Annotated in this window: 25 protein-coding genes; 1 reads left to right on the forward strand and 24 read right to left on the reverse strand. The window is 68.6% G+C overall.

Annotated features, from left to right (window positions below; translation table 11 throughout):
* Positions 1 to 135 precede the first annotated feature (135 nt).
* The 23 genes from ACGFRF_RS38100 to ACGFRF_RS38210 form a co-directional block, all read right to left on the reverse strand.
* Positions 136 to 474 (reverse strand): hypothetical protein, encoded by a 339-nt coding sequence (locus ACGFRF_RS38100; RefSeq protein ID WP_393748095.1) that lies wholly within the window; start codon positions 472 to 474, stop codon positions 136 to 138.
* Complete coding sequence (locus ACGFRF_RS38105) at positions 471 to 2,975, reverse strand: hypothetical protein (RefSeq protein WP_393748097.1); 2,505 nt, start codon at positions 2,973 to 2,975, stop codon at positions 471 to 473. Before ACGFRF_RS38105 ends, ACGFRF_RS38100 begins: the two co-directional genes overlap by 4 nt.
* A gap of 1 nt (position 2,976) precedes the next feature.
* Positions 2,977 to 4,089 carry a hypothetical protein gene (locus ACGFRF_RS38110; protein ID WP_393748099.1) on the reverse strand — a complete coding sequence of 371 codons (1,113 nt, stop codon included), beginning with the start codon at positions 4,087 to 4,089 and terminating at the stop codon, positions 2,977 to 2,979.
* On the reverse strand, positions 4,086 to 5,024 hold the full coding sequence (locus ACGFRF_RS38115; RefSeq protein WP_393748101.1) for a hypothetical protein: 939 nt from the start codon (positions 5,022 to 5,024) through the stop codon (positions 4,086 to 4,088). Before ACGFRF_RS38115 ends, ACGFRF_RS38110 begins: the two co-directional genes overlap by 4 nt.
* A 10-nt stretch (positions 5,025 to 5,034) precedes the next feature.
* Positions 5,035 to 5,934, reverse strand: coding sequence for a phage distal tail protein (locus tag ACGFRF_RS38120; protein ID WP_393748103.1), 900 nt, complete (start codon positions 5,932 to 5,934; stop codon positions 5,035 to 5,037).
* Positions 5,924 to 10,222 carry a hypothetical protein gene (locus ACGFRF_RS38125; RefSeq protein WP_393748104.1) on the reverse strand — a complete coding sequence of 1,433 codons (4,299 nt, stop codon included), beginning with the start codon at positions 10,220 to 10,222 and terminating at the stop codon, positions 5,924 to 5,926. The genes ACGFRF_RS38120 and ACGFRF_RS38125 overlap by 11 nt, the downstream gene beginning before the upstream one ends.
* Before the next feature lie 18 nt (positions 10,223 to 10,240).
* Positions 10,241 to 10,594: a hypothetical protein gene (locus tag ACGFRF_RS38130; protein WP_393748106.1), complete on the reverse strand. Its 354-nt coding sequence runs from the start codon at positions 10,592 to 10,594 to the stop codon at positions 10,241 to 10,243.
* A gap of 11 nt (positions 10,595 to 10,605) precedes the next feature.
* Positions 10,606 to 11,136, reverse strand: a complete 531-nt coding sequence (locus tag ACGFRF_RS38135) for a hypothetical protein (RefSeq protein ID WP_393748108.1) — start codon at positions 11,134 to 11,136, stop codon at positions 10,606 to 10,608.
* Positions 11,137 to 11,238: 102 nt separating this feature from the next.
* Positions 11,239 to 11,706, reverse strand: coding sequence for a hypothetical protein (locus tag ACGFRF_RS38140; RefSeq protein WP_393748110.1), 468 nt, complete (start codon positions 11,704 to 11,706; stop codon positions 11,239 to 11,241).
* A 131-nt stretch (positions 11,707 to 11,837) separates the two neighbouring features.
* Positions 11,838 to 12,305 carry a hypothetical protein gene (locus ACGFRF_RS38145; protein ID WP_393748112.1) on the reverse strand — a complete coding sequence of 156 codons (468 nt, stop codon included), beginning with the start codon at positions 12,303 to 12,305 and terminating at the stop codon, positions 11,838 to 11,840.
* Between the two features lies 1 nt (position 12,306).
* Positions 12,307 to 12,699, reverse strand: coding sequence for an HK97 gp10 family phage protein (locus tag ACGFRF_RS38150; protein WP_393748113.1), 393 nt, complete (start codon positions 12,697 to 12,699; stop codon positions 12,307 to 12,309).
* Positions 12,699 to 13,145 (reverse strand): DUF6093 family protein, encoded by a 447-nt coding sequence (locus ACGFRF_RS38155; RefSeq protein WP_393748114.1) that lies wholly within the window; start codon positions 13,143 to 13,145, stop codon positions 12,699 to 12,701. Before ACGFRF_RS38155 ends, ACGFRF_RS38150 begins: the two co-directional genes overlap by 1 nt.
* Positions 13,145 to 13,540, reverse strand: coding sequence for a hypothetical protein (locus ACGFRF_RS38160; RefSeq protein ID WP_393748115.1), 396 nt, complete (start codon positions 13,538 to 13,540; stop codon positions 13,145 to 13,147). Before ACGFRF_RS38160 ends, ACGFRF_RS38155 begins: the two co-directional genes overlap by 1 nt.
* Complete coding sequence (locus tag ACGFRF_RS38165) at positions 13,537 to 13,731, reverse strand: hypothetical protein (protein ID WP_393748116.1); 195 nt, start codon at positions 13,729 to 13,731, stop codon at positions 13,537 to 13,539. Before ACGFRF_RS38165 ends, ACGFRF_RS38160 begins: the two co-directional genes overlap by 4 nt.
* Before the next feature lie 26 nt (positions 13,732 to 13,757).
* Positions 13,758 to 14,597, reverse strand: coding sequence for a hypothetical protein (locus tag ACGFRF_RS38170; protein WP_393748117.1), 840 nt, complete (start codon positions 14,595 to 14,597; stop codon positions 13,758 to 13,760).
* A complete protein-coding gene (locus tag ACGFRF_RS38175) occupies positions 14,594 to 14,923 on the reverse strand; it encodes a hypothetical protein (protein WP_393748119.1) in 330 nt (109 codons plus the stop codon). Before ACGFRF_RS38175 ends, ACGFRF_RS38170 begins: the two co-directional genes overlap by 4 nt.
* Positions 14,924 to 15,013: 90 nt before the next feature.
* Positions 15,014 to 15,301 carry a hypothetical protein gene (locus ACGFRF_RS38180; RefSeq protein ID WP_393748121.1) on the reverse strand — a complete coding sequence of 96 codons (288 nt, stop codon included), beginning with the start codon at positions 15,299 to 15,301 and terminating at the stop codon, positions 15,014 to 15,016.
* A 2-nt stretch (positions 15,302 to 15,303) separates the two neighbouring features.
* Positions 15,304 to 16,350 carry a major capsid protein gene (locus ACGFRF_RS38185; RefSeq protein WP_393748123.1) on the reverse strand — a complete coding sequence of 349 codons (1,047 nt, stop codon included), beginning with the start codon at positions 16,348 to 16,350 and terminating at the stop codon, positions 15,304 to 15,306.
* A gap of 16 nt (positions 16,351 to 16,366) precedes the next feature.
* On the reverse strand, positions 16,367 to 16,777 hold the full coding sequence (locus ACGFRF_RS38190; protein WP_393748125.1) for a head decoration protein: 411 nt from the start codon (positions 16,775 to 16,777) through the stop codon (positions 16,367 to 16,369).
* Between the two features lie 111 nt (positions 16,778 to 16,888).
* Entirely contained in the window at positions 16,889 to 17,629 is a 741-nt protein-coding gene (locus ACGFRF_RS38195) for a hypothetical protein (protein ID WP_393748127.1), read from the reverse strand.
* 65 nt (positions 17,630 to 17,694) lie between these two features.
* Entirely contained in the window at positions 17,695 to 19,566 is a 1,872-nt protein-coding gene (locus ACGFRF_RS38200) for a hypothetical protein (RefSeq protein ID WP_393748129.1), read from the reverse strand.
* Between the two features lie 152 nt (positions 19,567 to 19,718).
* A complete protein-coding gene (locus ACGFRF_RS38205) occupies positions 19,719 to 21,329 on the reverse strand; it encodes a terminase large subunit domain-containing protein (protein WP_393748131.1) in 1,611 nt (536 codons plus the stop codon).
* Positions 21,310 to 21,822 (reverse strand): hypothetical protein, encoded by a 513-nt coding sequence (locus ACGFRF_RS38210; protein ID WP_393748133.1) that lies wholly within the window; start codon positions 21,820 to 21,822, stop codon positions 21,310 to 21,312. Before ACGFRF_RS38210 ends, ACGFRF_RS38205 begins: the two co-directional genes overlap by 20 nt.
* A gap of 113 nt (positions 21,823 to 21,935) precedes the next feature.
* Between ACGFRF_RS38210 and ACGFRF_RS38215 the strand changes: the two genes are divergently transcribed.
* A complete protein-coding gene (locus tag ACGFRF_RS38215; RefSeq protein ID WP_393748135.1) occupies positions 21,936 to 22,430 on the forward strand; it encodes a hypothetical protein in 495 nt (164 codons plus the stop codon).
* Between the two features lie 225 nt (positions 22,431 to 22,655).
* Here the strand turns inward: ACGFRF_RS38215 and ACGFRF_RS38220 are convergent, their stop codons facing one another.
* Entirely contained in the window at positions 22,656 to 23,207 is a 552-nt protein-coding gene (locus ACGFRF_RS38220; protein ID WP_393748137.1) for a hypothetical protein, read from the reverse strand.
* Between the last annotated feature and the right edge of the window lie 14 nt (positions 23,208 to 23,221).

Consider the following 23,221-nt stretch of genomic DNA (forward strand, 5'->3'; position numbering starts at 1 on the left):
GCGCCCAGGTGAACATCGTGGCGGACCACTGTGGTGTGGTCGTCCCTCGGGGGCTGGAGCAGGGTGGAGGGTCACCCGGTGATCTCAGGCTAGGGGTTGCGGGGGCGATCGTTGCCCCCGCTTGCCCCGGGCCTTCTACTCTTCGACCGGCTGCGGGTCCAGCTTGGTGGCGGTGAGGATGGTGCAGTCCTTTCCGCAGCAGTCGTCCGCGGCGCACACGACGCGGATGTACTTCGGGTCGCCGTTGTTGGAGTAGAACATCGGGATGGTCACCACGATGTTCTCCTGGAGGCAGCCGGGGGTGCGGCAGGCGGCTGTGATCGAGTACCAGGTCTGCGGTTCCCACGTGATGGGCTGCGAGTCCGGGGCGGGGCCGGGGGGCGGCGGGGTATCCGGCTCGGGCTCGACCGGAGTGGGCGGGATGTCGTCGGCAGGGGACTCGGTGTTGGTGGGTTCGAGTGGTTGTTCGGTCATGAGCCAATCACCATCCAGTTGATGCTAGTTGCGGTCGTGTTCTCCCGGTTGACCCAGATCAGGGCGGTGGAGGAGGTCACGGAGGAGACGGATACGCCGGTGACGCCGAAGTTGTTGGGCCCAGTAGGGGTTCGGACGCCGGGCACCGTTGTGTTGGCGGTGGCGTAGCCGCGGAATGTGGTCCCTGCCAGTGCGGGGAAGGACACGGATGCGCTGGTCGGCGTGTTCGCCGCGGACGGGGTGATCGTGACCGTGCCGGTGGCTATGTTCCCCGCGGTGAGGATTCCCTTGACGGTTGCGTTGCCGTCCTTGTCGACGAGGAACTTGTCGACGCTGGCGAGTTGCAGGCGGAGCAGGTTGCCGGTGTGGCCGGTGGCTGCGTTGGCGTAGAGGGCACTGAAGGTGGATGCGGGGGCATCGACGGCAAAGCGGCCCTGGGCGAGGGTTGCCAAGTTTGCCTCGACAACGATGGTGGTGACCTTCGTGGTGTCGTCGGTTCGGTTGAGACCGATCCATGCCTGGGTCTCGGTCAGGCGTAGGCGTGCACCGATACGGACGTTGTCCGGGTCGCTGAATCGCAGTCGCTCGATCACCGCGCTGTCGTTGGTCAGTAAATTGCGCCAGACCATGTCGGAGTAGCTGCTGCCGCTGAACGGGCCGCAGAACTGTTCTAGGTCGGCATCTCCTGGGTTGCTCTCCGTGACCTGGACGGTTGCTTTGTTCGTGCCGCCCGCGTTGTGCAGCTGCAGTTGTGGATAGCTCAGGTTCGGGTTCAGCCAGAGGACGGCGCCGCTGCTGCCTTTGACGAGGAGGCCGCGGGCGGAGAGTTCGTTGATGGCTGTGTTGCTGCTGTCGTAGAGGATGATTTTGTTCTGGCCCAGCTCGTTCAGCGTGATGTGCTCGCCGCTTGTCGCGGTCTGCAGCGTGCCGCCGGTGATGGTGGTGCCGGTGATCGTGCCGCCGGTGATGGTCTTGCCGGTGATGGCATCCGCGGCAAGCGCGGTCGCGTCCACCGCTCCTGCCTGGATCTTCCCTACCGTGATCGCATTCGCGGCGATCTTGTCGGCGGTCACGGCGAGCGCGTCCAGCTTGTCCGTTGTCACCGCACCGGATGCGATCTTGCCTGCGTTTACCGCGCCCGTGTCCAGCTGCACCGTCTGAACAGCGCCCGCAACGATCTTCTGCGTGGTGATGGCGCCGTCCTGGATCTGCGTCCCACCGGCCACCGGACGCACCGCGGCGTTGTCGAACCACAGTGTTCCCGCGGTCCCGCTGGTGGAGGCCACGTTCAGCTTGACCCGGGCGGTGTTCGCGGGGGCGGTGACAGTTGCGGTGATGCGCTGCCAGGTCGCACCCACGGTGGGCGGGCTGGCCTGCGCGGCACCGGACGCTAGGAACGTCCCGGATGCGTCTTCCCAGCGGGCGTAGATCCGGGGCGTGCCCACATAGTCCGTCGACGCCTGATAGTCGACGGCCAGATACAGCTGCTCGCCGGGCAGGATCGGAATGTCGAAAAGGGTGAGGTCCCGGTTCGTGGGAGTTCCTGCGGTCGCGTTGACCTTGAGTGATTTCGTGGAGCCGTTACCCTTGGTGGCGTCCACGGACCAGAAGCTGTTCCCGGTGACGAGGGCCGCGGTGTAGGCGCCTTCGAAGCTCGGGTCGGACAGCAGGTTGGCGCCGCCGGTGACGGTGAGCTTGTCGGTGGTGACCGCGCCGGCCGCGATCGTCGCCGAGGTGACTGCCCCGGCCTGGATGTTGCCTGCCACGACAGAGTTGGCGGCGAGTTTCCCGGCGGTGACGGCGCCTGAGGCGATGGCCGGTCCGGTGACGGCGTTGTTGGCGAGCTTGCCGACTTCCACGGCGGCGTCGGCGAGTTTCGCCGCTAGGACGGCGCCGTCTTGGAGGGCGGTGGTGTCGACTGCGCCGGCGGCCAGCTTGGCCGCCGTGACGGCGTCGTCGGCGAGTTTCACCGTGGTGACGATGCCGTCGAGGATGTCGTCTGCGACTACCGGTGTGGGCCCGAGCGGGCCGACCGTGACGGAGGGCGTGGATGCGGTGCCGGACGTGTTCCGGGCCAGCAGACGGACGTACACGGGCGCATCGCAGGGGACGACGACGGTGGCGCCCTGCGCGGTCTCGATGGTGCCCTGCAGCGTGGCCGGGACCGGCGTGTAGGAGGCGAGGATGGAGGCGTGGACCTCCACCCGCGCCCAGTCCAGCGGCAGCACGCTGCCGTCGGCGAACGTGCCGTCCCAGGAGACGGTGACGCCGCCGAGAACGGAGGCGACGATCGGTGCGGACGGCTGCGGTGGGGGCGGCCCGTTCGTGATGTTCACGCCGGTCGTGCCGTCGGCTTGCTGCCCGATGACGCCGCGGAGGCTGCCCTGCCCGTCGTACACCTGGATGGCGGTGTTCTCGATGGAGGCGTGGGTGAGCCGGGGGGAACGCTCGATCTTGCTGAGGCGTTTGTTGATCTGGTTGAGTTCGCGGCCGATGTCCACCTCAGACGCCTCCGTACTGGAATGAGTCGGCCGGTTTCAGGCTGACCACGGTCTGGGGGCCGCCCTGGGCCTGGGGTTTACGGGTCCATCCGGTGATGCGGCACCAGCCGGCGTAGGACGTCCAGGGGTTGTTGACGCGGGTGAACACGTCATCGCCGATCTGCCAGGAGCCGTACGGGGCGGCGGGGGTGTCGCGGATGGTGATCTGGTCGACGCTGCCTCGGACGGTGGCCTGTCTCCAGGTTCGTTCGCGGGCGGCGCGGGCTTGGAGGATGTCGTTGCCGTTGACGTCGGGGAGGTCCAGGACGTGCTCGAGGCGTAGGCGGCCGTTGCGGACGGCGGAGGTCTGCTTCAGCCGGGAGCGGCCTTCTCCGGAGCCTGCGGCGACGACGACCTGGGCGTAGTCGTCGCCGGACAGGGCGTCTTCGGGTTCGTCGATGATGTTGACGCCGCTGGAAAAGGTGATGTCGGTGCGTCGCCTGCCGAGGCGCGGCCAGCCCAGCTTGATCCGCTTCACGACCCCGGTCTTTGTGCTGTTCCAGGAGGTGGTGCAGGTGTAGTCGGGGGTGGCGTCACCGGAGACGAGGTCGTCGACCTGGTCTCCTAGGCAGGGCATCTCCCAAGGGTTGGAGTGGTAGACGTCCGCGGGTGTGCCGATGGTGGCCGTGCTGGTGGTGGGGTCGACGGTGACGCCGATGCTGCCGTCGGCCACCGACTGGGCGTAGGTCCAGATGTTGCGGATGACCTGGCATCGGTCGGCGTAGGTGTAGGGGCCGCGGCCGCCGTGCTCTCCGTCGAGGTCGAATCGCTTCTGCAGGTACGACGACCAGGACGCGGCCTCGATCGCGTAGTCGTTTCCTTGTGCGCGGACGTCCCAGACGATGCCGCCCCACTGAAGCTGGTTGGCGGACTCGACGAAGATGAACGTGTTGCCAGGGTCCACGACGAGGGGGCTGGACGAGAGCAGCCGTGGGGACAGCCGACCGGACAGGCTGCCTGGCCCGTTGAGTTCGTCCCCGTACTCCAGGTCGACGAGCGGGAGTGCAGTGGACAGCCAGGCGCCGGTGAGAGCGTTCTGTGTGAGGACCCGGTCCGGGACGAGGGGGCCGGTCATCGCGGCGCCTCGAAGAACTCCACGTCGGCGATGAGGGTGCTGCTGCTGTCGACGCTGACGGTGCCCACGTTGCCGGAATGACCCGCGAACTGGGCGCGCAGCAGCTGGGAGGTGCCGCGGTAGGAGGAGGGAATGGTCAGGGTGTCGGCGACGATGGCGTTGAGGCGGCGGGTGACGGCGCCCTGATTGTCGTCGATGATGACGGGCTGCATGCTGCGTTCGGTACCGAACATGGCGCGCACGGACCCGAAGATGTTGCCTGCGGTCAGGCGCAGGCCGGCGATGTCCAGGCGGATTTTGACGGTAGATGCCCAGGACGGCACGGTGATGGTCCAGCCGGCGGCGGTGGAGAAGTAGGCGTAGGAGTTGCTGCTGCCGCCGATCTGGGTGGAGATGCTGGCCGGGGACTGGGTGTAGAGGCTGCGGTCACGGCGGGGGTTCGCGATCTTCCGCAGATCGGTGATCATCTCGCTGGTGATCGTCCCGGTCAGCGGTGGAATGTCGATCCGGGCGAGCGGGATACCTGTCCGGCCGTCGGGGATGGTGGTGGCCGCCGAGGAAACCCCGGAGATGACCTGGAAGTAGGCGATCTGATCCACCTCGGGGTCCAGAGTTCCGGTGTACTCGGGGTCCTCGATCCTGAGGATGAGCATGTCGGAGCGGCCGGTGCTGCCGGTCGCGGCGATGTCGACGTCGACAGCGCCGACGTTGCAGGCTGCGTAGTGGCCTTGGAAGGCGTCGTCGCGGCCCTGGATGACGGCCGAGCCGTCGCCGACCGTGACCCCGCCGCCGGGCACAGAACGCTGGCTGACCTGGAGGTCGTCGCCTTCGGTGATGCCCTCGGAGCCGCGGGCGAGGTCGCGGACCAGCATGCGGAACTGCTGCGCCGAGTGGGTGGCCCCGTTGGTGAGGATGGGCGCGGGGAATAGAGACATGTGGCGCTCCTCAGAGGGCTATGTAGGCGTCGCGCCAGGTAAGGCGGAGGCGGGCGGTGTTGGTGGAGTCGAATGCGGTCCAGCGCATCTCGCTGGTGCCGGGCGGTAGGGAGAACAGGTCGATCCGGGAGGCCGGGGTCAGGTAGGCGGAGGCGTTGCCGCCGTTGTCCCAGGTGACGGTGCGGTATCCGGGGCGGGTGTCGATCTCGACCCAGCGGCCGGCCGCGAGGGTCAGGGTGGGCAGGGCGAGGGTGCGGCCGGTGGGGACGTGGATGATGCTGACGTTGGAGCACGGTCCGGTGATCCGGATGATGGGCCAGGCGTCCGCGTCACCCGTGTTGGTGACCCAGGCGGGACGGTCGGCGGCCACGGTGCCGTCCTGTACGTAGATCGGCGCGACGACGGGGGCCGCGAACCCACCCCCGGTGAGCCAGCCCAGGGGGATCTCGGTGGTGGTGGCCTCGTCCGCGTAGAACTGCGGGTCGTGGGCGAAGAACTCGAGGTCCAGGGGGACGTAGCCGTGAATGACCTGCCGGTATTCGGGGTCGATCTTCCGGGCGCGGACGGTGAGTGATTTTGTTGGCCGGCCGGGCCGTTTGATCCGTATCGTCAGGCCTTGCCCGCCGACCAGACGCACCGCAGTGGCGTCGGTGGCGGCCTGTAGGGCAGCAACCATGTCGTGGCAGGCGGCGGGGTCACCGGGGGTTTTGATGGCGGCATCGAACTGGATCTGGCGGGCGGCCCAGTAGTCGGGTCCCGCGAACGAGCCGTCCATGGACGGCTGGTCAACGTCGTTGTCCCGGACCGGTGGCCGGCCGAGCCCGGTCACCTCGATGACGTTCACCGCGGTGCCGGCGCCGATGATGACGCCCCCGATGTCGTACTGCCAATCGGCCAGTTCAAGCGGCACGGGCGGCCACCCCTCCCCTGCGGGCGCGGCGGACCGACCGGCCGACCTGTGCGCCGATGTCGGATGCGGTCGCGCCGGTACGGACCGCGGTGACGTTGACGTGGGTGTCGCCGCCCTCGCGTATGACGACGACCGCACGGGACGCCGCGACGTCGGTGAGGCCGAGCCCGAAGCGGTGCGCGACATCCGCGAGCACGGGAAGGGCGGTGCGCCGCTTGCTGGGGCTGAGCGGCAGGTAGGCCTCGCCATGCGTCTCCGGCTCGGCGAAGCGGACGATGCCGCCGCTGGTGGCGTACATCCCGGCGCGGATACCACCGTCGGCGTACGACAGGTGCTGGTTGGCGCGGCCGAGGTCGGCGAGGAACTTCGTCGCCCGGGACCCCAGCGACTTGCTGATCTGGCTCTTGGCTTTGGTGGCCACGGTGATGATCTCGTCCTCACCGAGGCTGGTCTTGGCGGCCACGTCGTGGATGCCGGTCTTGCTGGAGGTGATCGCGGCGATGATCTGGACCAGGTCGGTCCTCTCGTCGTCGCTGAGGGTGGTCTTGGCCTTCTTCGCGGCGTCGTTGGCCTTCTTCGCGCTCGTCTTGTTCTTCACGGCGTCCGCGGCGAGCTTCTTCGCCGCGTCGTCGCCCTGCGCGGCCAGCTGCATGGCCAGGTCGCCGTAGCCCATCGACGCGAGTTTCGACAGGTTGTCCTGGAAGGTGGTGTCGGACTTGGTGGAGTCGGTGAGCTGCTTGGTGTAGTCCGCCAAAGTGGCCTTGGCGAGCGGGCCGAGCTTGCGCAGGTTGGTGATGATGTCGTTGAACTGCTTCTTCGACGCCTTCGCCAGCGCGGACACCACGGAGGCGCCCTCGGCACCCATGTCCCGCAGCTGCTCGATGACGTCACCGCCGGCACCACGAGTAGCGATCTTGTTCAGGTTCGACTCGTAGGAGGCGTTCGCTTTCACCGCCGAACCGAGGGTCTTGCCCCAGTCGGACAGAGAGAACTTCTTCTTGTAGCGGGCCTCAGCCGACGCTGCCGCATCCGTAGCGGTAGCCAGGCTCCGGCGCGCCTTCGCTACCGCGTTCTCCGCCGCGACCAGCTGAGCGTTCGTGTGGCGGCCCTTACGGACCTGATTCAGCCGGGCCTCCGCCGCCCGCAACGCATCAACGGCGTTCGCCCGCGCGCGGAGCTTCTTGTTGTAGTCGTCCCTGCTGATCGGCTGGTGAGCGTTCGAGTACGCCGACATAACGTCCAACGTGGACTTCATTCCGCCGGACGGGGAGTACGTGAAGTTCGCGGCGCCGCCACCTGCGAGGTGCGGCAGGCCAGTGGGTCCGCCGGAGGCAAGCCGTGGCAGCACCAGCTGGCCCTGATTGAGGGCATCCATGGTCCGCACCCCGTACTTGCGGACCGCGGCCGCCTGAATGACGTACTCGGTGTTCGACACCCACGACTTGGCGCCCGATGCGAACGTGGCCAGGATGTCGTCGCTCCTCGGGCCACCCGGCCCCCGGATGAACCCTCCCTGGTCGAAGTGCTGCACCGGGTTCGTTGTCCCGCCGGCCGCCCGCCGCATGAGACCACCGTCCGCGGACAGCGGGACTTGCTTGTTCCCATAGCTTCCACCGACCCGGACAGTCTTGATGTACGTCGTGGCCGTCTTGCCGTTCAGGGCGTTCAGGGCCGCCATGACCGCGCTGATGCCTCCGAGGGCGCCACCGTTGGCGGTGAAAACCTCGGTACGCCCGTCGGGCAGCTGTCGTGTTTTCAGCCCCACGGCCTCGAGGGCTGCGATTGCGGCAGCGTTGAGCGTACTGACGGTGATTTTGTGGGCGTTCGGTGTCTTCTCGATCGCCGCGCGGACTTCGCCCAGTCCACGGACCGCGTCCTGACGCTCGAGCTTTACCATCGTCTTGATCTGGTCAGGCGTGCCGAGCAGCGTGTTGACGTACTCCTGGGCCTTCTTCTTGTTGCCGCCGAATGCCTCGGTGGCCAGCCGCACCATCGTTGTCCGCAGCTGGTCGGACTTCTGTTGCATCGACGCCAGCGAGTCACCGGCGGCGATCCCGGAGGCGATCATCTCGTCGTTGGCCTTTGCCGCATCCGACATCGCCTGGCCGTTGGCCTGCCCGGCTCGTGTGTTCAGGTCAAGGGTGGCCCCGTTCTTCTTGAACGCCTCGGTCAAGTCGTCCAAAGAGGACTCGAAGCCGATCTGAGCGTCGTAGGCGCTGCGGTTTGCTTCGTTGAGGGCGAGGATGCTCTGCCTCAGCCCGTCGGCGGCCTGCTTCTGCGCGTTCAGTTTGGCCTGCGTGTCCGCGGCGGCGTCCCCGAAGATCCCCATGGACCTGGCGGTCAGCTCGGCTTCGAGGGCGGAATCGGCCAGCGCGTTGTTGTAGTCCTTGAGGTACTTGGTGGGGATGTGGATGCCCTGCGCCTCGAGCATCGCCATCGCCTGCCGGGCCGTCTCGAGGCCCTTGGTCTTGGTGATCTCGTTGATGGCGTTGCCGAGGTCACGCATGTTGTTCGTGACGGCTTGGGAGGACGATGCGGTGTCACTCCACGCGGAGCCGCCGGTCTTGAAGCCGTGAACGAACTTGTCCCAGCCGCTTGCGGTGTCGTCGGTCTCCTTGAGTAGGCCTTTCTGTGCCTTGCGGAGGTCGTCGATGGCTGAGGAGTCGATGTGGCCCTTGGTCAGGCCGGTTTCGATGGAGCGGGCGAGGTCGTCAACGCTTTCCTTGGCGTCCTTGCCGATGTCGGACAGCTTGCTGACGCCGTAGGCGAGGGCGGCGATACCGGCGATGACGATGCCCGCCTTCGCGGCCGTGCCAAGCGCGAGGAACGCGGCCCTCAGGCCGGCGAGACCTCCACCAGCCGCAGCGGAGGCTGTACCCAGGGCGAGGATCTGGGTACGGACGCGGGTCAGACCGCCAGCGAGGGCAGCCATGCCGGCTCCGGACAGCTGCAGCAGCTTCAGCGCGGCCGCGACGTGCAGGATGATGCCGACCAGTTGCGGCGGCATGGCGGCCACCAGGCGGGCCGCGGCGGTGACGAGGGTGAGCATGCTCGGGCCGGCCTGTGCCGCGCCCTGTACCAGGACGATGACGGCCTGCCCGAGGGCCTTGATGGCGTCGCGGGCGGCGGGCCCGTTGGCCTGCGCAAATTCGACGAACGCGCCAATGGCGCCGTGGTCGGCTCCTCCTTCGGACAGCACCCGCATGAGGTGGATGACCTCGTCGGTGAGGTGCTCCAGCTTGCCGTCGGTGAACGAGGCGATCTTGTCGGAGAGGGCATCGAAGCCGGGCGTCTGGATCGCCCCGCCCGCCACACTGACGAGGCGGTCCAGCTGAGTGGAGGCGGACTTCACCTCGGGCGTGAGGCGGGGGATCAGCTGGTCCAGGACCGTGATGCCCTTGGTGACCGGCTCCATCGTGAACCGGGCCATGTCGTCGGACCAGGCGGAGAAGTCACTCTTCAAGGTCGAGACGGCGATGGCGGCCTTCTGCGTAGCCGCTGGCATGGAGGCCAGCTGCTGTTGCATGGCGAGTTGTGCCTGCGCGGCTTCCTTCGAGGCTGCACCGTGCTGGCGGATGGCGTCCTGGTATTTCTGCTCAGCGTCGGCGAAGTCGGACAGGGGGCCGATCTGCCCGGCGACGGCGATCCCGAATGCCGCGCCCGCGATGCCGGCCGCGGTGAACTGGGCGGCGAGCGGGGCGAGCGTGGCGCTCAGACCAGCTGTCAGCGGGATGGCGGCCGGTAGAAAGGTCAGCAAGCCCTTCAGACCGAAGTCGGTCTTGTTGCTGCCTGCCATGCCGCCGCCGCGGTTGTTGTTCAGGCCGCGCGTGACGGTACGCAGGTCGCTGGTGTCCGCTGTGACCCGGATGCGGATGGTCTGGTTTCGTTGGGCCCGGCGGACCGCGTCGGAGACCTGGTTGCGCAGGCTATTGGGGTCACGCAGTACCAGCGGGACCTCTATGCGGTGCCCCCAGGCTGCCCAGCGGATTGCGTTCTGCACGTCGCGCCGGAAGTCCATGGCATTCGCCAGGCGAAGGTCGACAGAGAGCGCGTCACCGTGTCCGGCGGTCGTGAGCGCGGCGCGAACATCACGTCGCAGGTCTTCGGCATCCAGTTCCAGGCGGATGGAGATGTTGTTGCTGGCTTCCGCCCGGAGCAGGGTGAGATTCCGGCGCAGGGCGTTGACCTCGTCGGATGCGTTCTGCGCGTCTGCTGCGGTGTCCCGCAGAGTGCGCGCCAGACCGGAGCCCTGCCCGGACAGGCGTACCGACAGATTCCACTGCGACAAGGCGGGCTCCTTCCTGAGCTAGGGGTGGTTCGTGGTCTGGATTTGCATGGCGGCGTGCAGGCTGGTGGGCAGCAGGAGGACTTTCACGCCGTGCCCTTCGTCGCCGTCGGGGACCGTCGCCTGCTTGTCGGCGAGGAGTTGGCAGCCGATGCAGCGGTGGGTGGTAGCGCGGTAGGCGTCCTCGTCACCACCAGCGGACTCGTCCCACTCTTCGGGGCGGGTGCCGCAGGTGGGGCAGCAGGCTTTGAGGTAGTCCTCGTAGGCGAGGGCCTTGCGGCGGTCCAGGTCGGACCAGGTGCCGTCTCCGTGGCCGCGGAAGTGGCTGTGCGGGATGCGGTACTCGCGGCACAGCTGCATTTCGGCTCGGAACACGGCATCGTCGATCAGCCTTTTCCCAAGTCGGTCCGGCGGGTGTGCTGGATCGTCCAGGCGGCTTGCCACAGGTCGCGGGCGTCGCCTGGGGCCCAGGTGTCGAGGTAGCGGCGGGCGGCTTCGACGGGCATGCCGTCCAAGGACGCGGCGGAGATCAGGGCGGGGGCGAAGGTGTCCATCGCCCACTCCTCGCCGCGTTCCTCGTCTTCCTCGCTGGCCGGGTGCTGCTTCTGCAGCGCCTCGAGGGCCTTGCGTTCGAGGGCGGTGAATCGGAGGGTGATGGTCTGCTCGTCGTATGCCTTCTGTGCGGCCGCGAGTTCCTTGCGGGCGTCGGCGGCTTCCTGCTTGAGCAGGGCCAGCGCCTCGGGGTTGGCGTCCTTGGGGGTCTGCTTGAGGTAGCGGTCGGCCTGCTCGTGGGCCTGCTTGGCCGTCAGGTAGCGTTCGCGGACCTCGGGGTCGCGGCACAGCTTGAGCGTGGTGACGGGCTTCTCGATCGTGTTGAGCTGCTTCTCCAGCTCGTCCCAGGTACTGCTGGTGGTCATGCGGGTCTCCATCGGGGAAGGCCCGGCCGGGCGCCGCGGCGCCCTTCCCGTGTTCGCCAGGGGCCCGGCCGGGGGCTCAGAGGGGGCGATTCCGGCTGGGCGTCAGGACGAGGGCACGGTCTGGTTGAACACGGGCCGATCGGTGATCGTGAACTGAACGGTGATCTTCGCGGCCTCGTTGTCCGTGGTGTAGGCCTTGGAGTTCGACACGACGGTGACGGGGAAGACGTCCATGCCCTTCGTGGACGGCGCCTTGCCCTTGGAGAAGATCACGATGAACCCGGTGGTGCCCTTGGCGAGTTCCGTCTCGATGTCGTCGGTCGTGGAGTCCTCGTAGAACGTCAGCGAGCTGTCGGCTGCGGAGTCGTCGCCGCCGATCTTCGACACGAAGGTGCTGGCCATGTCGGGGGTCTCGATCGGCTGGTTTTCCAGCGACCATCCCTCGATGGCGGTGACCTGGTCGGTGTAGTCCGTGCCGGCGGTGATCTCAGCGGCGGTCGGAAGCAGCGACGCGGACGCGATCGTCGGCAGGAAGCAGATGCGGGTCGTGCCCTTGCGGTTGAACCTCATGAGATGTGGCCCCTTGCGGTTAGGGGCCGAACTGTGGGGCCCCTGCTACACGTGTGGTGTGGCGGCCACCAGCCGGTGGTGGCGTCCGCGTGGGGTCCCGCCGCGGTGCGGTCTTACCTGTCCGCCTGCGTTTAGGCGGTCGCCTCGAGGTAGAGGCGGTAACGGATCACTGCCGTCATGATTGCATCGGATTGCTCAGACGTTCCCCCCGCTTCCGTCGCCTCCCGGCACCAGCAGACGGCGCCGGGTCCGACGTTGAGCGGGTGGGCGTAGCCGGGGCTGCCGTCGGCGGGCCGTTCCACGACTTTCCAGCCGCGGTCCGCGAGCCACTGCGCCTGCTCGTCGCCGCCGCGACTGTCCGGTACGCCGGGTGCGGGACCGGAGACGAACGTGGCCTGGTAGTCGACGACCGCAGCGCGACCGTTGTCAGCGAGGGTTCCTGTGTTGTCGTTGCGGTCCAGCGGGTACAGCAGCGTGTACGGCGGCGGGACCGGGTGCCCGGCATCGTCCAGGGGGACGGTGCGCAGCCCGACCGGAAAGCCGGTGAGGGTCTCCAGGAGGGCTTGGAGGCCTTCGGTGACGGGGAGTCTTTCGATCACGTCAGCTCCCGAAGATCCGGTCCAGGGCGCTGGTGAACGCCTGCTCGTACTCGGGTGACAGTTCGTTCACTGCGGGGCCGACGTGCGGGAAGGGCGGCTGGAAGAAGTGCCGGCCGATGCTGTCGGTCATATCCCAGAACCCGTACTCCAGGCGGCGACCCTGCGGCTTGCGGGTGCCTACCTCCGCGCCACCGCCGTCCGGGACCGCGAACGGCTCACGCTTCCAGGAAGGCCGGTACTTGTCCGTGATGACGTTCGGTCCGGGTCTGCCGGATGCGTTCTCCATGATGAGCGCGCGCAGCAGCCGGGCCTGCTGCTGCACCGTGCGGTTCACTTCGGGGCCGACCCGGTCGGCGGCCTGCTCGAGGCGGGCGGCGAGGTCGTCGAGGTCCATCAGCTGCTCGCCTCCCTCGTCTGCTGGATCTGGTCCAGGCCCGTGATCCGGACGACGGAGATCGTGGCCGCGTTCGACGGGTCCTGCACCCGCCACTGCCGGCCGATCAGCGCCAGGTCCCCGCCCGCGTGCACAGTGACGACCGTGACGATGCTGTCCCGCTCGGCGATCGGCGCCGACAGCGGTGTCAGCGCAATGTACTTGGAGGTTGTCTCGTCCGACCACGGCTGGGTCACGACCGGCAGCGCGGATATCCCGCCCGGGGTGCCGGACACCTGGACGGCTCCGGGACCTTCGTAGATGAGGTCACCTTCGGGGTAGGTGTAGCGGCCGGTAGCCGGGTCAAAGACGGGCTTGCCCGCGGCGGGGGTGGTGAAGCGGATCGTGTCGAGGAGGATGAAGCCCTCCACGAACTGGGCGATGGACGACAGGTCCAGGCCGGTCATCAAGTGTCTGCCTTTCCGCCGAGCACCCACTCCCTGAGGGTGGCGAGCATGGCGCGGGCGGTCGCGCCCTCTCCCCCGCCATAGTCGGCACGGTTCAGCGCCGCCTGGTCGAGGAGGACAGGATCGACCTCGGCGAGGAAGGCAGCAATCAGCTCCCCCGGAGTCTTGGTGACGCCAACCGCGACGCGGGCGAGGCCTTCGAAGGCAACGTGGTCGGGCTGCCTGGTGTGCAGGACCAGCATGGGCAGGGCGTCGGCCACCGAGTGCTCGAGGACGTAGCCGGTCACCGTGTTCGCAGGCAGTGAGGCGCCGTCCAGGGCGATGCTGGCGTGGCCGGGCAGGGCGTTGATACGGACGCCGTGCGCCTGCGGTTCGTCCGGCGGCAGGGTACTCATTCTTCCGTGGCCTCCTCTTCTGCCCGCGACGCCTGCCAGGAGCTGACGTGGCCGATGGCGATGGCGTACCAGGACATGAGGACGACGTAGGCGATGGAGTTACGCCACCACAGGAGCGTGGGCGGGAGCAGCGCAACCCAGGCGAAGAACAGCACCATGTGCAGGCGCTTCCAGAAGAGGGCGGAGCCCACGGACGTCTCCCTTCGTACGTGCGACATCACAGTGGGGCTCCCGACCGGATGGTGGTGCGGCCGATCAGGTCCAGGCGGGGAAGAAGCTCCCTCTGACAGTTCGGGTGCGCGGACGGGTGCGCGAGGGCGTCCTGAACGGTCCTGAGGGTCCGGTTGGCGCGGTCGGGGTCGTCGTGCTCGGTCCAGCCGCAGTCGGCGCCGTCACGGATCTCCACCCATTCGGTGCCGAGTTCGTCCAGGGCGGTCCGGGCGGCAGCGGTGTTGGCGGTGGTCACGGCCTGCCAGGTGATCGCGGCGCGAGCCCAGGAGTCGACGGGGTGGCGGGCCTGATTGGCGTAGAGGACGGTGTCCAGGGGGTGATCGCGGCGCAGCGCGGTCACGTCGAAGCGGGCTGCTGTGCTGCGGGCGGCGTCCTGAGCGGCGCGGAGAAAGGCGCGGGCGCGGCGCAGAGCCTCGCTTATGCGGCCGGTGAGGTCGGCGTAGAACTGCGCGGACGCGGTGGTGATCGCGGCGCGGTGCCGGTCCGTCCAGGTGAACAGGTCGTTGCGGCGGTCGGCGTTGTCGAGCATGGTCCAGGCGCCCTCACGGTAGATGAGGGGCAGGTCCGTTGCGGCCCAGCGCTCCGCGAAGGCCATGGCGGCCCGGTTGAACGCGGCCAGGGACGTGTTGAAGACGGCGAACGCGGCACGGAGTGCGGCGCCGCCGCCTGAGGTGCGGCCGGGCCGGATCGCGGCGAGCGCGTTCAGCAGGCGGGTCTGGGCGATGGTGAGGATGGACCATGCGGCGCGCAGCCGGCTGACGGCGTCGGTGATGAAGCTGAGGAGTCGCGAGCGGAGGGTGCGGCCGCGGCGGATGCGGGTGCTCATCGGCGGGGCCGTTCCCGCAGCATAAGAAGGTCGATGCCTTCTGTGCCGGTTCCGTCGGTGGGGTCGTCTGGGGCCGGGTTGTCTCCGGCTTCGAGGGCGGCGATCTGCCGTTCGTAGGCCTTGATGTTCTCGGCGAAACCGACGGACACGGCGTTGGGGACGCTGACGGTCGCCGGCTGGGCGCGGAGCGCGGCGAGGCGTTCCCGCAGGACCTCAAGGGCGACGGCGCGGGCGGTACCGAGCCGGGTGTAGCGGGTCTGGAGGTCGGTGACGTTGGTGGCGGTGCCAAGTTCGGCGAGCAGCCAGGCCTTGACGGCGTCGTCCATGGCTACCTCCAGGTGGTGTGGGGTGGGAAGGGGTGCGGGTGCGGGCCCGCCGGTTGGCGCCCCCACCACAGGGGCGGGCCCGCACGCCGCTTACTCGCCGCTGGTGCCCTCGTCAGCGGCGCTCCGGCCCCGAGCCGGCTTCCGGGCCGCGGTCTTCTTCGCGGCCTGCTTGTCGTCCGCTCCGTCGTTCGAGGCGTCGTTGTCCTCGTCCTTGGCTGCGGCCGCAGGATTGCCCTCAGCGTCCTCGCCTTCCCAGGCCACCGGGTTGGTGACGAGGTCGGCGAGGCGCTTGTCCGGGCTGGTACCGGCCTCGAGGAGGACGGTCTCGTGGGTGTCGGGGTCCGTGACGTAGACGGACGCTGCCAGCTTCCGTCCCATGGTCAGAACACCGTCGCCGTGATGTGGATGTCCGGGACGTAAAGCACCGGCATGGCGACCGCGGCGCCCTTGGTCCACACAGTGACGGGGTCATCGGTGTAGCCGTGGGTGACGACGATGCCGGGGGCCTCTTCCCGCTCGATGGCCGGGTTGCCACCGGAGGACAGGACGAGGGACTCGGCGGTGACGCCGTACTGCGTCTCGCCCCACGTCTGCGGGTTCGGCGGAAGCATCAGCCACTTGTTGTCCGGGATGGGCCGGGCCATGGTGCCGTCGTCCTTGGGGATCTGGACGTCGTACACCTCGATCGGCGGCAGGTTGTAGCGGGCGCGGACGGCGTCGACCTCGTTGGGTGCGAGGACTCCGGTGGGGATGTTCGCTGCGGAGGTGCCGTAGAAGGCCTGCCGGTAGGCGTTGTTCCCTGCCAGGAGGGCGCGCGCCTTGTACGAGGTGACGACGCGGGAAGGGAGCGGGGCTCCTGAAGCGCGCAGGACCTCGATCCAGTTCATCTCGTCCTTGAGGGCGTCCGCGGTCGGGTCCGTCCATGCGGTCGCCGCGGTCGGCATGTTCGCCGAGGGGACGCCGGCGTCGTACTCGACGGTGAGGCCGTTCTCCCCGGCGAGGGTGAACTTGCCATCGGTGAGCAAGTCGCCCACGGCCAGCTCGAGGCGGGCCTTGATGGACTGCACATGCGCGGCGACGTCCTGGTAGAGGAGTTCGACCAGTTCGGAGGCGTCGGCGCCGCGGGAGGTGTCGAGGAGGATCTGCTCGAGTTCGCCGACCAGGTACTTCTGGCCCAGGGGCGGGAGCATGCCCTCGGTGACGATCCGCTTCGCCTCGCGGGTGGCGACCGCGGTCTGCGCGTCCCACGCCCGGTACTTAGCGGCGTTCACACGCCGGCTGGTGGACTTGATGCGGAACTTGACCGAGTTGATGGTCTTCTCCGGCATCACAGACAGGGTCAGCGCGTAATCCGCGGGGGTCTGTACGGCGCGGGCGAACGCGTTGATCTCGGTGGCGTCGATGTCCCTGAGCAGGGTGTCAAGCATCTGGGGTCACCCCTTTTCAGGCGAATCGGAGGTTGTCGGTGCGGTTGGCGGCCGCGGGCACGGTCAGGGCGACCGGGAGCTTCGCGGTGTCGATGGAGCCGTGGACGCGGAGCGCGCCACCGACCTTGGTGACGGCCGGGTTGAAAGCGGTCTCGGTGTCCAGGACGCCGGCGAGGATCTGCGTGCCGTCGGAGGCGCCGGAGGTGTACGGGCCGTACAGGCCAGACGCCGTGATCTTCCCGAGGGGCAGGCCGGACTTGAAGTAGGCGTACGGCATGGTCGCGGTCGCCGCGACGTAGTGGGTGCCGGACGTGAACTTGGAGACGTCCAGGGTGATCGTCTCGTTCATCTCGGTGCCGTGAGGGCTCTTCAGCCACCGCCGGTCAGCGGTCACGGTCGTGGTGGTGGTCATCGGCTGGAGGTCCACGCCGATCTCCTCCCGTGGAATGGGGATGGCACTGGGGTGCGGGCTACCAACTCGGGTGGTGCCGTCCACGGGGTGGTGCGGGGAGGGCGTGGTCCCTCGGTCTTGGGTGGGTCAGGCGGCGGGGCGCCGGAATCCCATCTGCCGGGCGCGTGCTTCGGCGCGGGCCTTGACGTCGTCCTTGGTGGCGTGCGGCTTACCGCTGCCACCTGCGGGCGCGCCGCCGGGAGCGGGGGGAAGCGGATTGGGCTGGGGGGCCGGCTTGGCGCCGAACAGTTCCGGGCGACGTTCCTTCAGCGCGGTGGCGGCTTCCGTGATGGCCTGCTCGTCGGCGTCGTCGGCAACGCGCAGCAGGGCTGAGGCGTCCTCGAGGTCGTCGCCGGTGGCACCGAGCCCGACGAGGACAGCCCGGCGGGTCGCTGCGCGTTCCCTGGCGACCGCGGCGGCTTCGCGGGCTGCAGCCTCGGCCTTGATGCGCTCCAGCTCGTCGCGGAGGCGCTGCTCCTCGGTCTTCTTCGCCTCCTCCGCCTGGCGGGCGGCGGCGATGAATGCCTTGGCGTCGTCGACGCTGTTGAAGCCGTGCTCGGTGGCGAAGTCCTCGAGGGCCTGGCGGGCTCCTGCCCGCTTGCCCTGGTCCTTCTCCTTGGCTGCGATCCGCTCCAGGTCTTCCTGCGTGTACTGCGGTACCGGCGTGGGGCTCGGGGGCGGGCCGGGCTTGGGCGGGTCCTGCGGGGTCGGCGTGGGAGGGGTGCCGCCGTCGTTGTAGAACACGGCGAGACCGACGGGACCGGTGTAGGGGTGGGCCCAGCCGGGGGCGGCGGCGAGACCGGGGCGGTGCTGCGCGGGGCGACGCATTGGAGACAGTCCTCCCAAGGACGATCGTTCAGGCCCCGCGCCTGAGATCAAGGACAGCACAGAAATCAAGAGGTGTTCCCCCCGCTTCCCTGCGCGGCCGGATCGTCGACCGCTTGGCCGGCCGGGCTGGGCCCGATTTCGGGGAGGATCACGGCCGGTGCCTCGGGCTCGTCGGGGGCTTGCCGACCGAGGAACGACGCCACCTCTTCGGGGTTGCCGAGCGCGTCGGCAAGGTTCCGGGCGTCGGTGAAGGACCGGGAGTCGATCCGCTTCAGCTCCTCAGCGGCATCCTCGATCGGGAATCCGGCTTCCATCAGCATCTTGATGCCGGTCTCCTTGGACAGGACGCCGGCGGTGACACCGGTGGTGACCTGCTCGAGGACGCCTGCCTTGTCGGTCGGCTTGTACGGGCCGAACACGAGCTTGGCGGGCTGTGCCTGGACGCCGGCCCAGTCGGGGTGCTGGCCGGCGAGGTGGAGGCGCTGGATGAACTTCAGCAGCAGCGTGTACTTGTGGTCGCGGGCGAGCCGCATGCTGTCGATGAGGGAGTCGAGCGGACCTAGGGTGATGTCCAGGGCGTATCCGGACGGTGCCTGGGCTGGGTCGACGGTGCCGAGGGCGACGGCGGGGAGCCGGGCGACTTTGGCGGCGCGGTCGGCGAGGTCGTGGACGTGCTCGCGTAGCTCACGGAGCGCGGAGGAGGTGTCGACGGCGGTCAGCCGGCCGTTCTCGCCCAGCTTGAACAGGGCGCCCGGGCCGACGTCGAGTTGGGTGCGGGGGTCGGTGACGCCGGAGATGGCGACCATGGGCAGGCCGGTGGTCGCTGAGGCGCGTGCGGAGTCGGTGTCGGATCCGGCGAGTTCGTCGAAGACCTGCAGCACCTTCGCGAGAGAGGACTGTCCCCAGTGTTCTTCTGCGGAGGGCACGGTGTTGGGGACGTGGACGACCGGGACGAAGTCGATGAGCAGGTCGAGGTGGTCGAGGACTTCTCCGTCGGAGCGGGTCGCGAACGTTGCCTTGTCCAGGGGGAGGGAGTCGACGTCGGTCTCGCCCTTGAGGTCCTCGAGGTTCCAGGTGGCGTCGGTGAGGTAGCAGGTGAGCGTGGTGGGCCGGTCGTTCCACGGGTAGAGGCGGCTGACGGTTCCGGTGTCCGGGTCGACGGTGTCGCCGGGGCCGACGACGGGGACCAGGTCTCCGTCCGGTCCTTCGACGGTCAGTGGGGCGCGGACGGCCCGGCCGGAGGAGTCCAGGCCGGCGGCGGTGGCTGCGCCGATCGGGGCGAGTTCGTAGGTGATGCGGCGCAGCCGGGCCTTGAGATTGCGGCGGGGGTCCTCGGGGAGTTCCCACGCGAAGTGGACGCGGTCGGGGAACTCGCCGTCGTCTTCCTCGAGGACGGGGAAGTAGAAACCGGGGTCGACGGAGCGGACGGTGGCCCGCTGCTTCGCCGGGTCCCAGGCGAGCCGGTACACGCCGTCCCCGAGGGTGACGGCCTTGCGTTCGGTCTGCTGCATCCGCATCGGCAGCAGTTCGTCCTCGGCCCAGTCCCGCAGCAGGGTCTGGACTCGTTCGGCCATGGCGTCCCGGGCGTCCGGGTCGTCGGTGTTCTCGGCGCCGGGGACGGTGATGTGCTGCTCGCGGCCCAGGACGTGGGAGAGGATCGCGTCGACGAACATCGACGGGTCGCCGAACTCCCGCTTGTCGCGCGCGCTGGGGCCGTCGAGGACCTCGGCGAGTTCGGCGGCCTGGTTGTTGTCGTAGGCCTGGAGCAGCTTGTACGCGGCGAGTCGGCGTTCGTCCTCGGGGGGTACCCAGGTGGCCTTGGCCTCGGGGAAGGCCCTGCGGTGGGGCATGCCGCGGGGGTCGCTGTAGATCGGCTTGTAGTTCAGCCAGGACCAGGCGTCGACGATGAGACGCTTCGCACCGGACGTGAGGCCCACCGCTACTCCCTCGCTCGCAGGCCCCGCGCCTAGTGATCAGCGTACGGGCTCAGGGGTGTCGGGTTCCCCCTGCTAGCCGGGCAGGGTACGGCGGCCGCCGTTGTAGGGGGTGGCGTGGCCGGCTGCGGCCGTATACGTACACGAGGGGTCTCCTATCGGCGGCCGCGGAGCCGCTGGTCGCTGTAGTGCTGGGTGCCAAGGCCTTCCTGAGCCGGGTCGGCCAGCTCGGTCAGGGCGTGGACGTAGGCATCCATGCGGTCGGGACTGCTCATGCCGGGCAGCCAGGTGATGAGCTGTCCTTCGAGGCGGGGGAACTCCCCAACGTGGTGGATCAGGCCTTGTGAGGCCAACTGAGCGATGGGCTCGGCGCGGAGCTTCTTGCCCTGCTTGGCGTGCACCGGGATGATCCGCGGCATGAGGAGGCCCTTGGTCTCACCGTTGCGCTCGAGGTCCGCCCACGCCTGACGGATGATCTGCGCGGACTGGTCGCCGCCGAAGTTGTCCTCCACGACGAAGGCGTCTGCTGTGAGTTCGATGGCGAGGCGGCAGGCTTCGTGGCCCCAGACGTCGGCGCCCATGTTCTTGGACCGGTCGGCGAGGACGTAGCTGTGGCCGTCTGCGGTGCGGCCGGCGCCGATGATGCCGGTCTCGTCGTGGGTGTCGCCTTCGCCGCCGGCCTGGTCGACGGCGACGATCGTGCGGGTGAGGTCGACGCCGCGGAACGCCATGGGGGTGATGCGGTTGTCGGTGATCCATGGCCATTTCCACACGCCGCCCTCGAGCGGGCGTGGTTTCTGCATGTAGAGGGACCACCAGACGCGTTCCCCGACGGCGCGGCGGATCTTCTCAAGGGCTGCGCGGCCGTAGCGCAGCGGCCAGAGGGCTTCGCCGATCTTCCGGCCGAGGGGGTCGTCTTCGGTGTCGCAGATGGCGGGGAGGTCGAGGCGGATCCAGTCGTCTGCGTCTTCGCCTTCGAGGATCTTCCCGGCGAGGTCCTGCTCGTGCCAGCGGGTCTGGATGACGATGATGCTGCCGCCGGGTTCGACGCGGGTGTTGAGGACGGACGTCCACCAGTCCCACAGGCGGCGCCGCATGGTGGGGGATTCGGCGTCTGCGGCGTCCTTGATCGGGTCGTCGACGATGGCGAGGTGGGCGCCCTTGCCGGTGAGGCCGCCTCCGACACCGGCGGTGACGAGTCCGCCCTCGAGGCGGTTGCCGTCCTTGTCGGCGAGGTCGAACCGGTTGGCTGCTTTGGAGCCGGCGTGGAGGTAGAGGCCGACGTGTTCACCGTAGGAGACGATCGCGTCGCGGATCCACCGGCCGTGGTCGTCGGCGAGGTCCGCGCTGTAGGAGGCGATCATCACCCGGTGGTCTGGGTGCCGGGACAGGTACCAGAGGGGTGCCCATCGTGCGGCACGACGGCTTTTGCCGTGCCGTGGCGGCATGGTGATGAGGACCTTGCGGGAGTGGCCGCGGGCGATGTCGCGGAAGACGCGGTCGATCAAGTCGAGGTGGCGGGCCTGCTTCTCTTTGCCGTCGGTGAGGATCGCGGACATGGAGCCTGGGGAGCGTTCCAGGGCCATGGTGCGTTCGAGTTCGGCGAGGATGCGGCGCAGGTCGGGGCTGGCTGCCGAGGCGATGCGGCGGCGCTGGGCCCGGTTCAGGGTCCGGTACTCGGCGGCGAGCTTCAGGTAGGCCTCGGTCTGCTGGGCGAGGTCGCTGTCTTCGTCGGTCTCGGTGCGGTCAGTCGGTGCTGTCGTCATCCGGTTCCTCGCCGTCGTCGGCCAGGGCCTCATCGTCTTCGTCGGGGTCGCCGGCGGTGCGGATGAGGTCGCGGAGTTCGTTGATGGTTTCGGCGCGGATGGGGACGGCGCCTCCGCCGGGCCCGGACAGTTCGGTCTTGAGGGCGGCTTCCCAGCCGTTGACCTTCGCTTGCCGCTCCAGGGTCTTCAGGACGAGGTCGGCGGCCTTCGGGTCCGGGCTGTCTCCGCTGCTGCCCAGGGCGATGGGCAGGTACGTGTCGATGATGTCCTCGAAGATGACGTTCTGTTCTTCGCGGTATCCGGCGACTTCTGCGGCGGTGGCGTCGCGGCGGGCGGTGACGGCTCGGTAGAAGTCTTTGCGGGCGCTGTCGGCGCTGCTGTAGCCGAGGGCGAGGATCTTCGGGTCGTCGTAGGGGGTGCGGGTGCGGCGCAGCTTGATGAGCTGCGCGCGGCGTTCGTCGATCTCGGCTTGGACGGCCTTGTTGTTCGGCATAGCGGTGGGGGCTCCCGCTTGTGTGGTTGTCAGGCCCCGCGCCTGTCACGGATGATCGCCGATTTTTGCGGTTCTGTTCCCTCCGGTGGGGGTGGGAGAGGACGATGCCCGGCATGAGGAAGATGCGCAGGGTGGGGGCCGTGGCGGGCGTAGTCGTCTCGGTTTTGCTGATCGGTGGCTGCTCGGACGGTGGGGACGACAAGGCCGCTGAGGACACGGGGAAGTCGATTGATGAGTTGAACCGGGAGCTGTTGAGTCCGTCGCCGGACGATGACGATTCGTTTGTGGATGGGGGCGGTTACGACCCTGATGTCATGGACGGCAGCGTGGATTCGCCTACTGCGGTGGCCCCGGCTCGTCAGATGAGCGAGGGCTCGTACGAGATAGGGACGAAGCCGAGGAGCGGGGACGGCGAGGTGGAGGTTGCCTTGCCGGGTACGTACGTGCTGCAGGATCCCCTGCCGGATTGCTACTGGGAGCGTTCTACGGAGGGTGGGGACATCATTGAGAATCGGTTCGTGACGGCAGCGAAGAGGCTGACGGTGACGGTTCGGGTGGGTGAGTTGTTCACGTCGCGTGAGTGTGGGACGTGGTCGTTGGTGAAGTAGCTGGCCGCGGGTGTGGGTCGGGCCCGTCACCGGGGGGATTCGGTGGCGGGCCCGACGTGTGCTCGAGAGCCGGGGGGGGAGGGGTCTCGAGCTGGTCTGTGCACGGCCCGGACTTCCTGCATGGCTTGGGCGCGGGGACACCGGAGTCCAAGAAGCTGTCCGGGCCGTGCAGTTCTGATGGTGGCGTACAGGTGGGGGTTTGTCAGAGACGCGTTCCCCCTGCGGCTACTCCCCCGTCGTTCCGGGCGGGAGCTGGTTGTGGGTGCTGGCCCAGATGCCGCGGGTGGTGCTGTTCACGGTCCGCTGGTCGACGGTGGCGTTGTAGTGGTGGTGGTGCGTGGCCGGGGCGGCTTCGACGACTTCCTTGGTCCGCTTGACGAGCCGGGACAGGGCGAGGATCGGTACGGCGAGGGCGGCGGGGGCGGCAACGATGAAGCTGACCACGGTGGGGTTGGCGTGGCCGGAGGCGATGAGGATGCCGCTGACGGAGGCGCTGAAGAGGACGGAGGCGACGCCGGTGGAGATCATGCGGGCGCTGTAGTCGACGGCGCTCTGGCTCATGGGGGGTCGTCCGGGCTGGGGGACGGGCGGGTTGGTGCCGTAGGCGGGCACGGGGGTGAGGTCGCGGTACGAGGTGGGTGCGGCCTTCGCGGGGTGGGTTGCCTGATTGAAGGCGGATTCGAGGTCGGCGAGGAAGGCGTAGGCGTCGGGGGTGGGCTGCCCGGCCGTGGTGACGTGGGGCTGCCGTGTGTGGGGCTTGGGCAGGTGGGTGGTCATAGGGGCTCTTCCTG

Source organism: Streptomyces sp. NPDC048521 (assembly GCF_043199855.1).
In the GTDB taxonomy this organism is placed as follows: domain Bacteria; phylum Actinomycetota; class Actinomycetes; order Streptomycetales; family Streptomycetaceae; genus Streptomyces.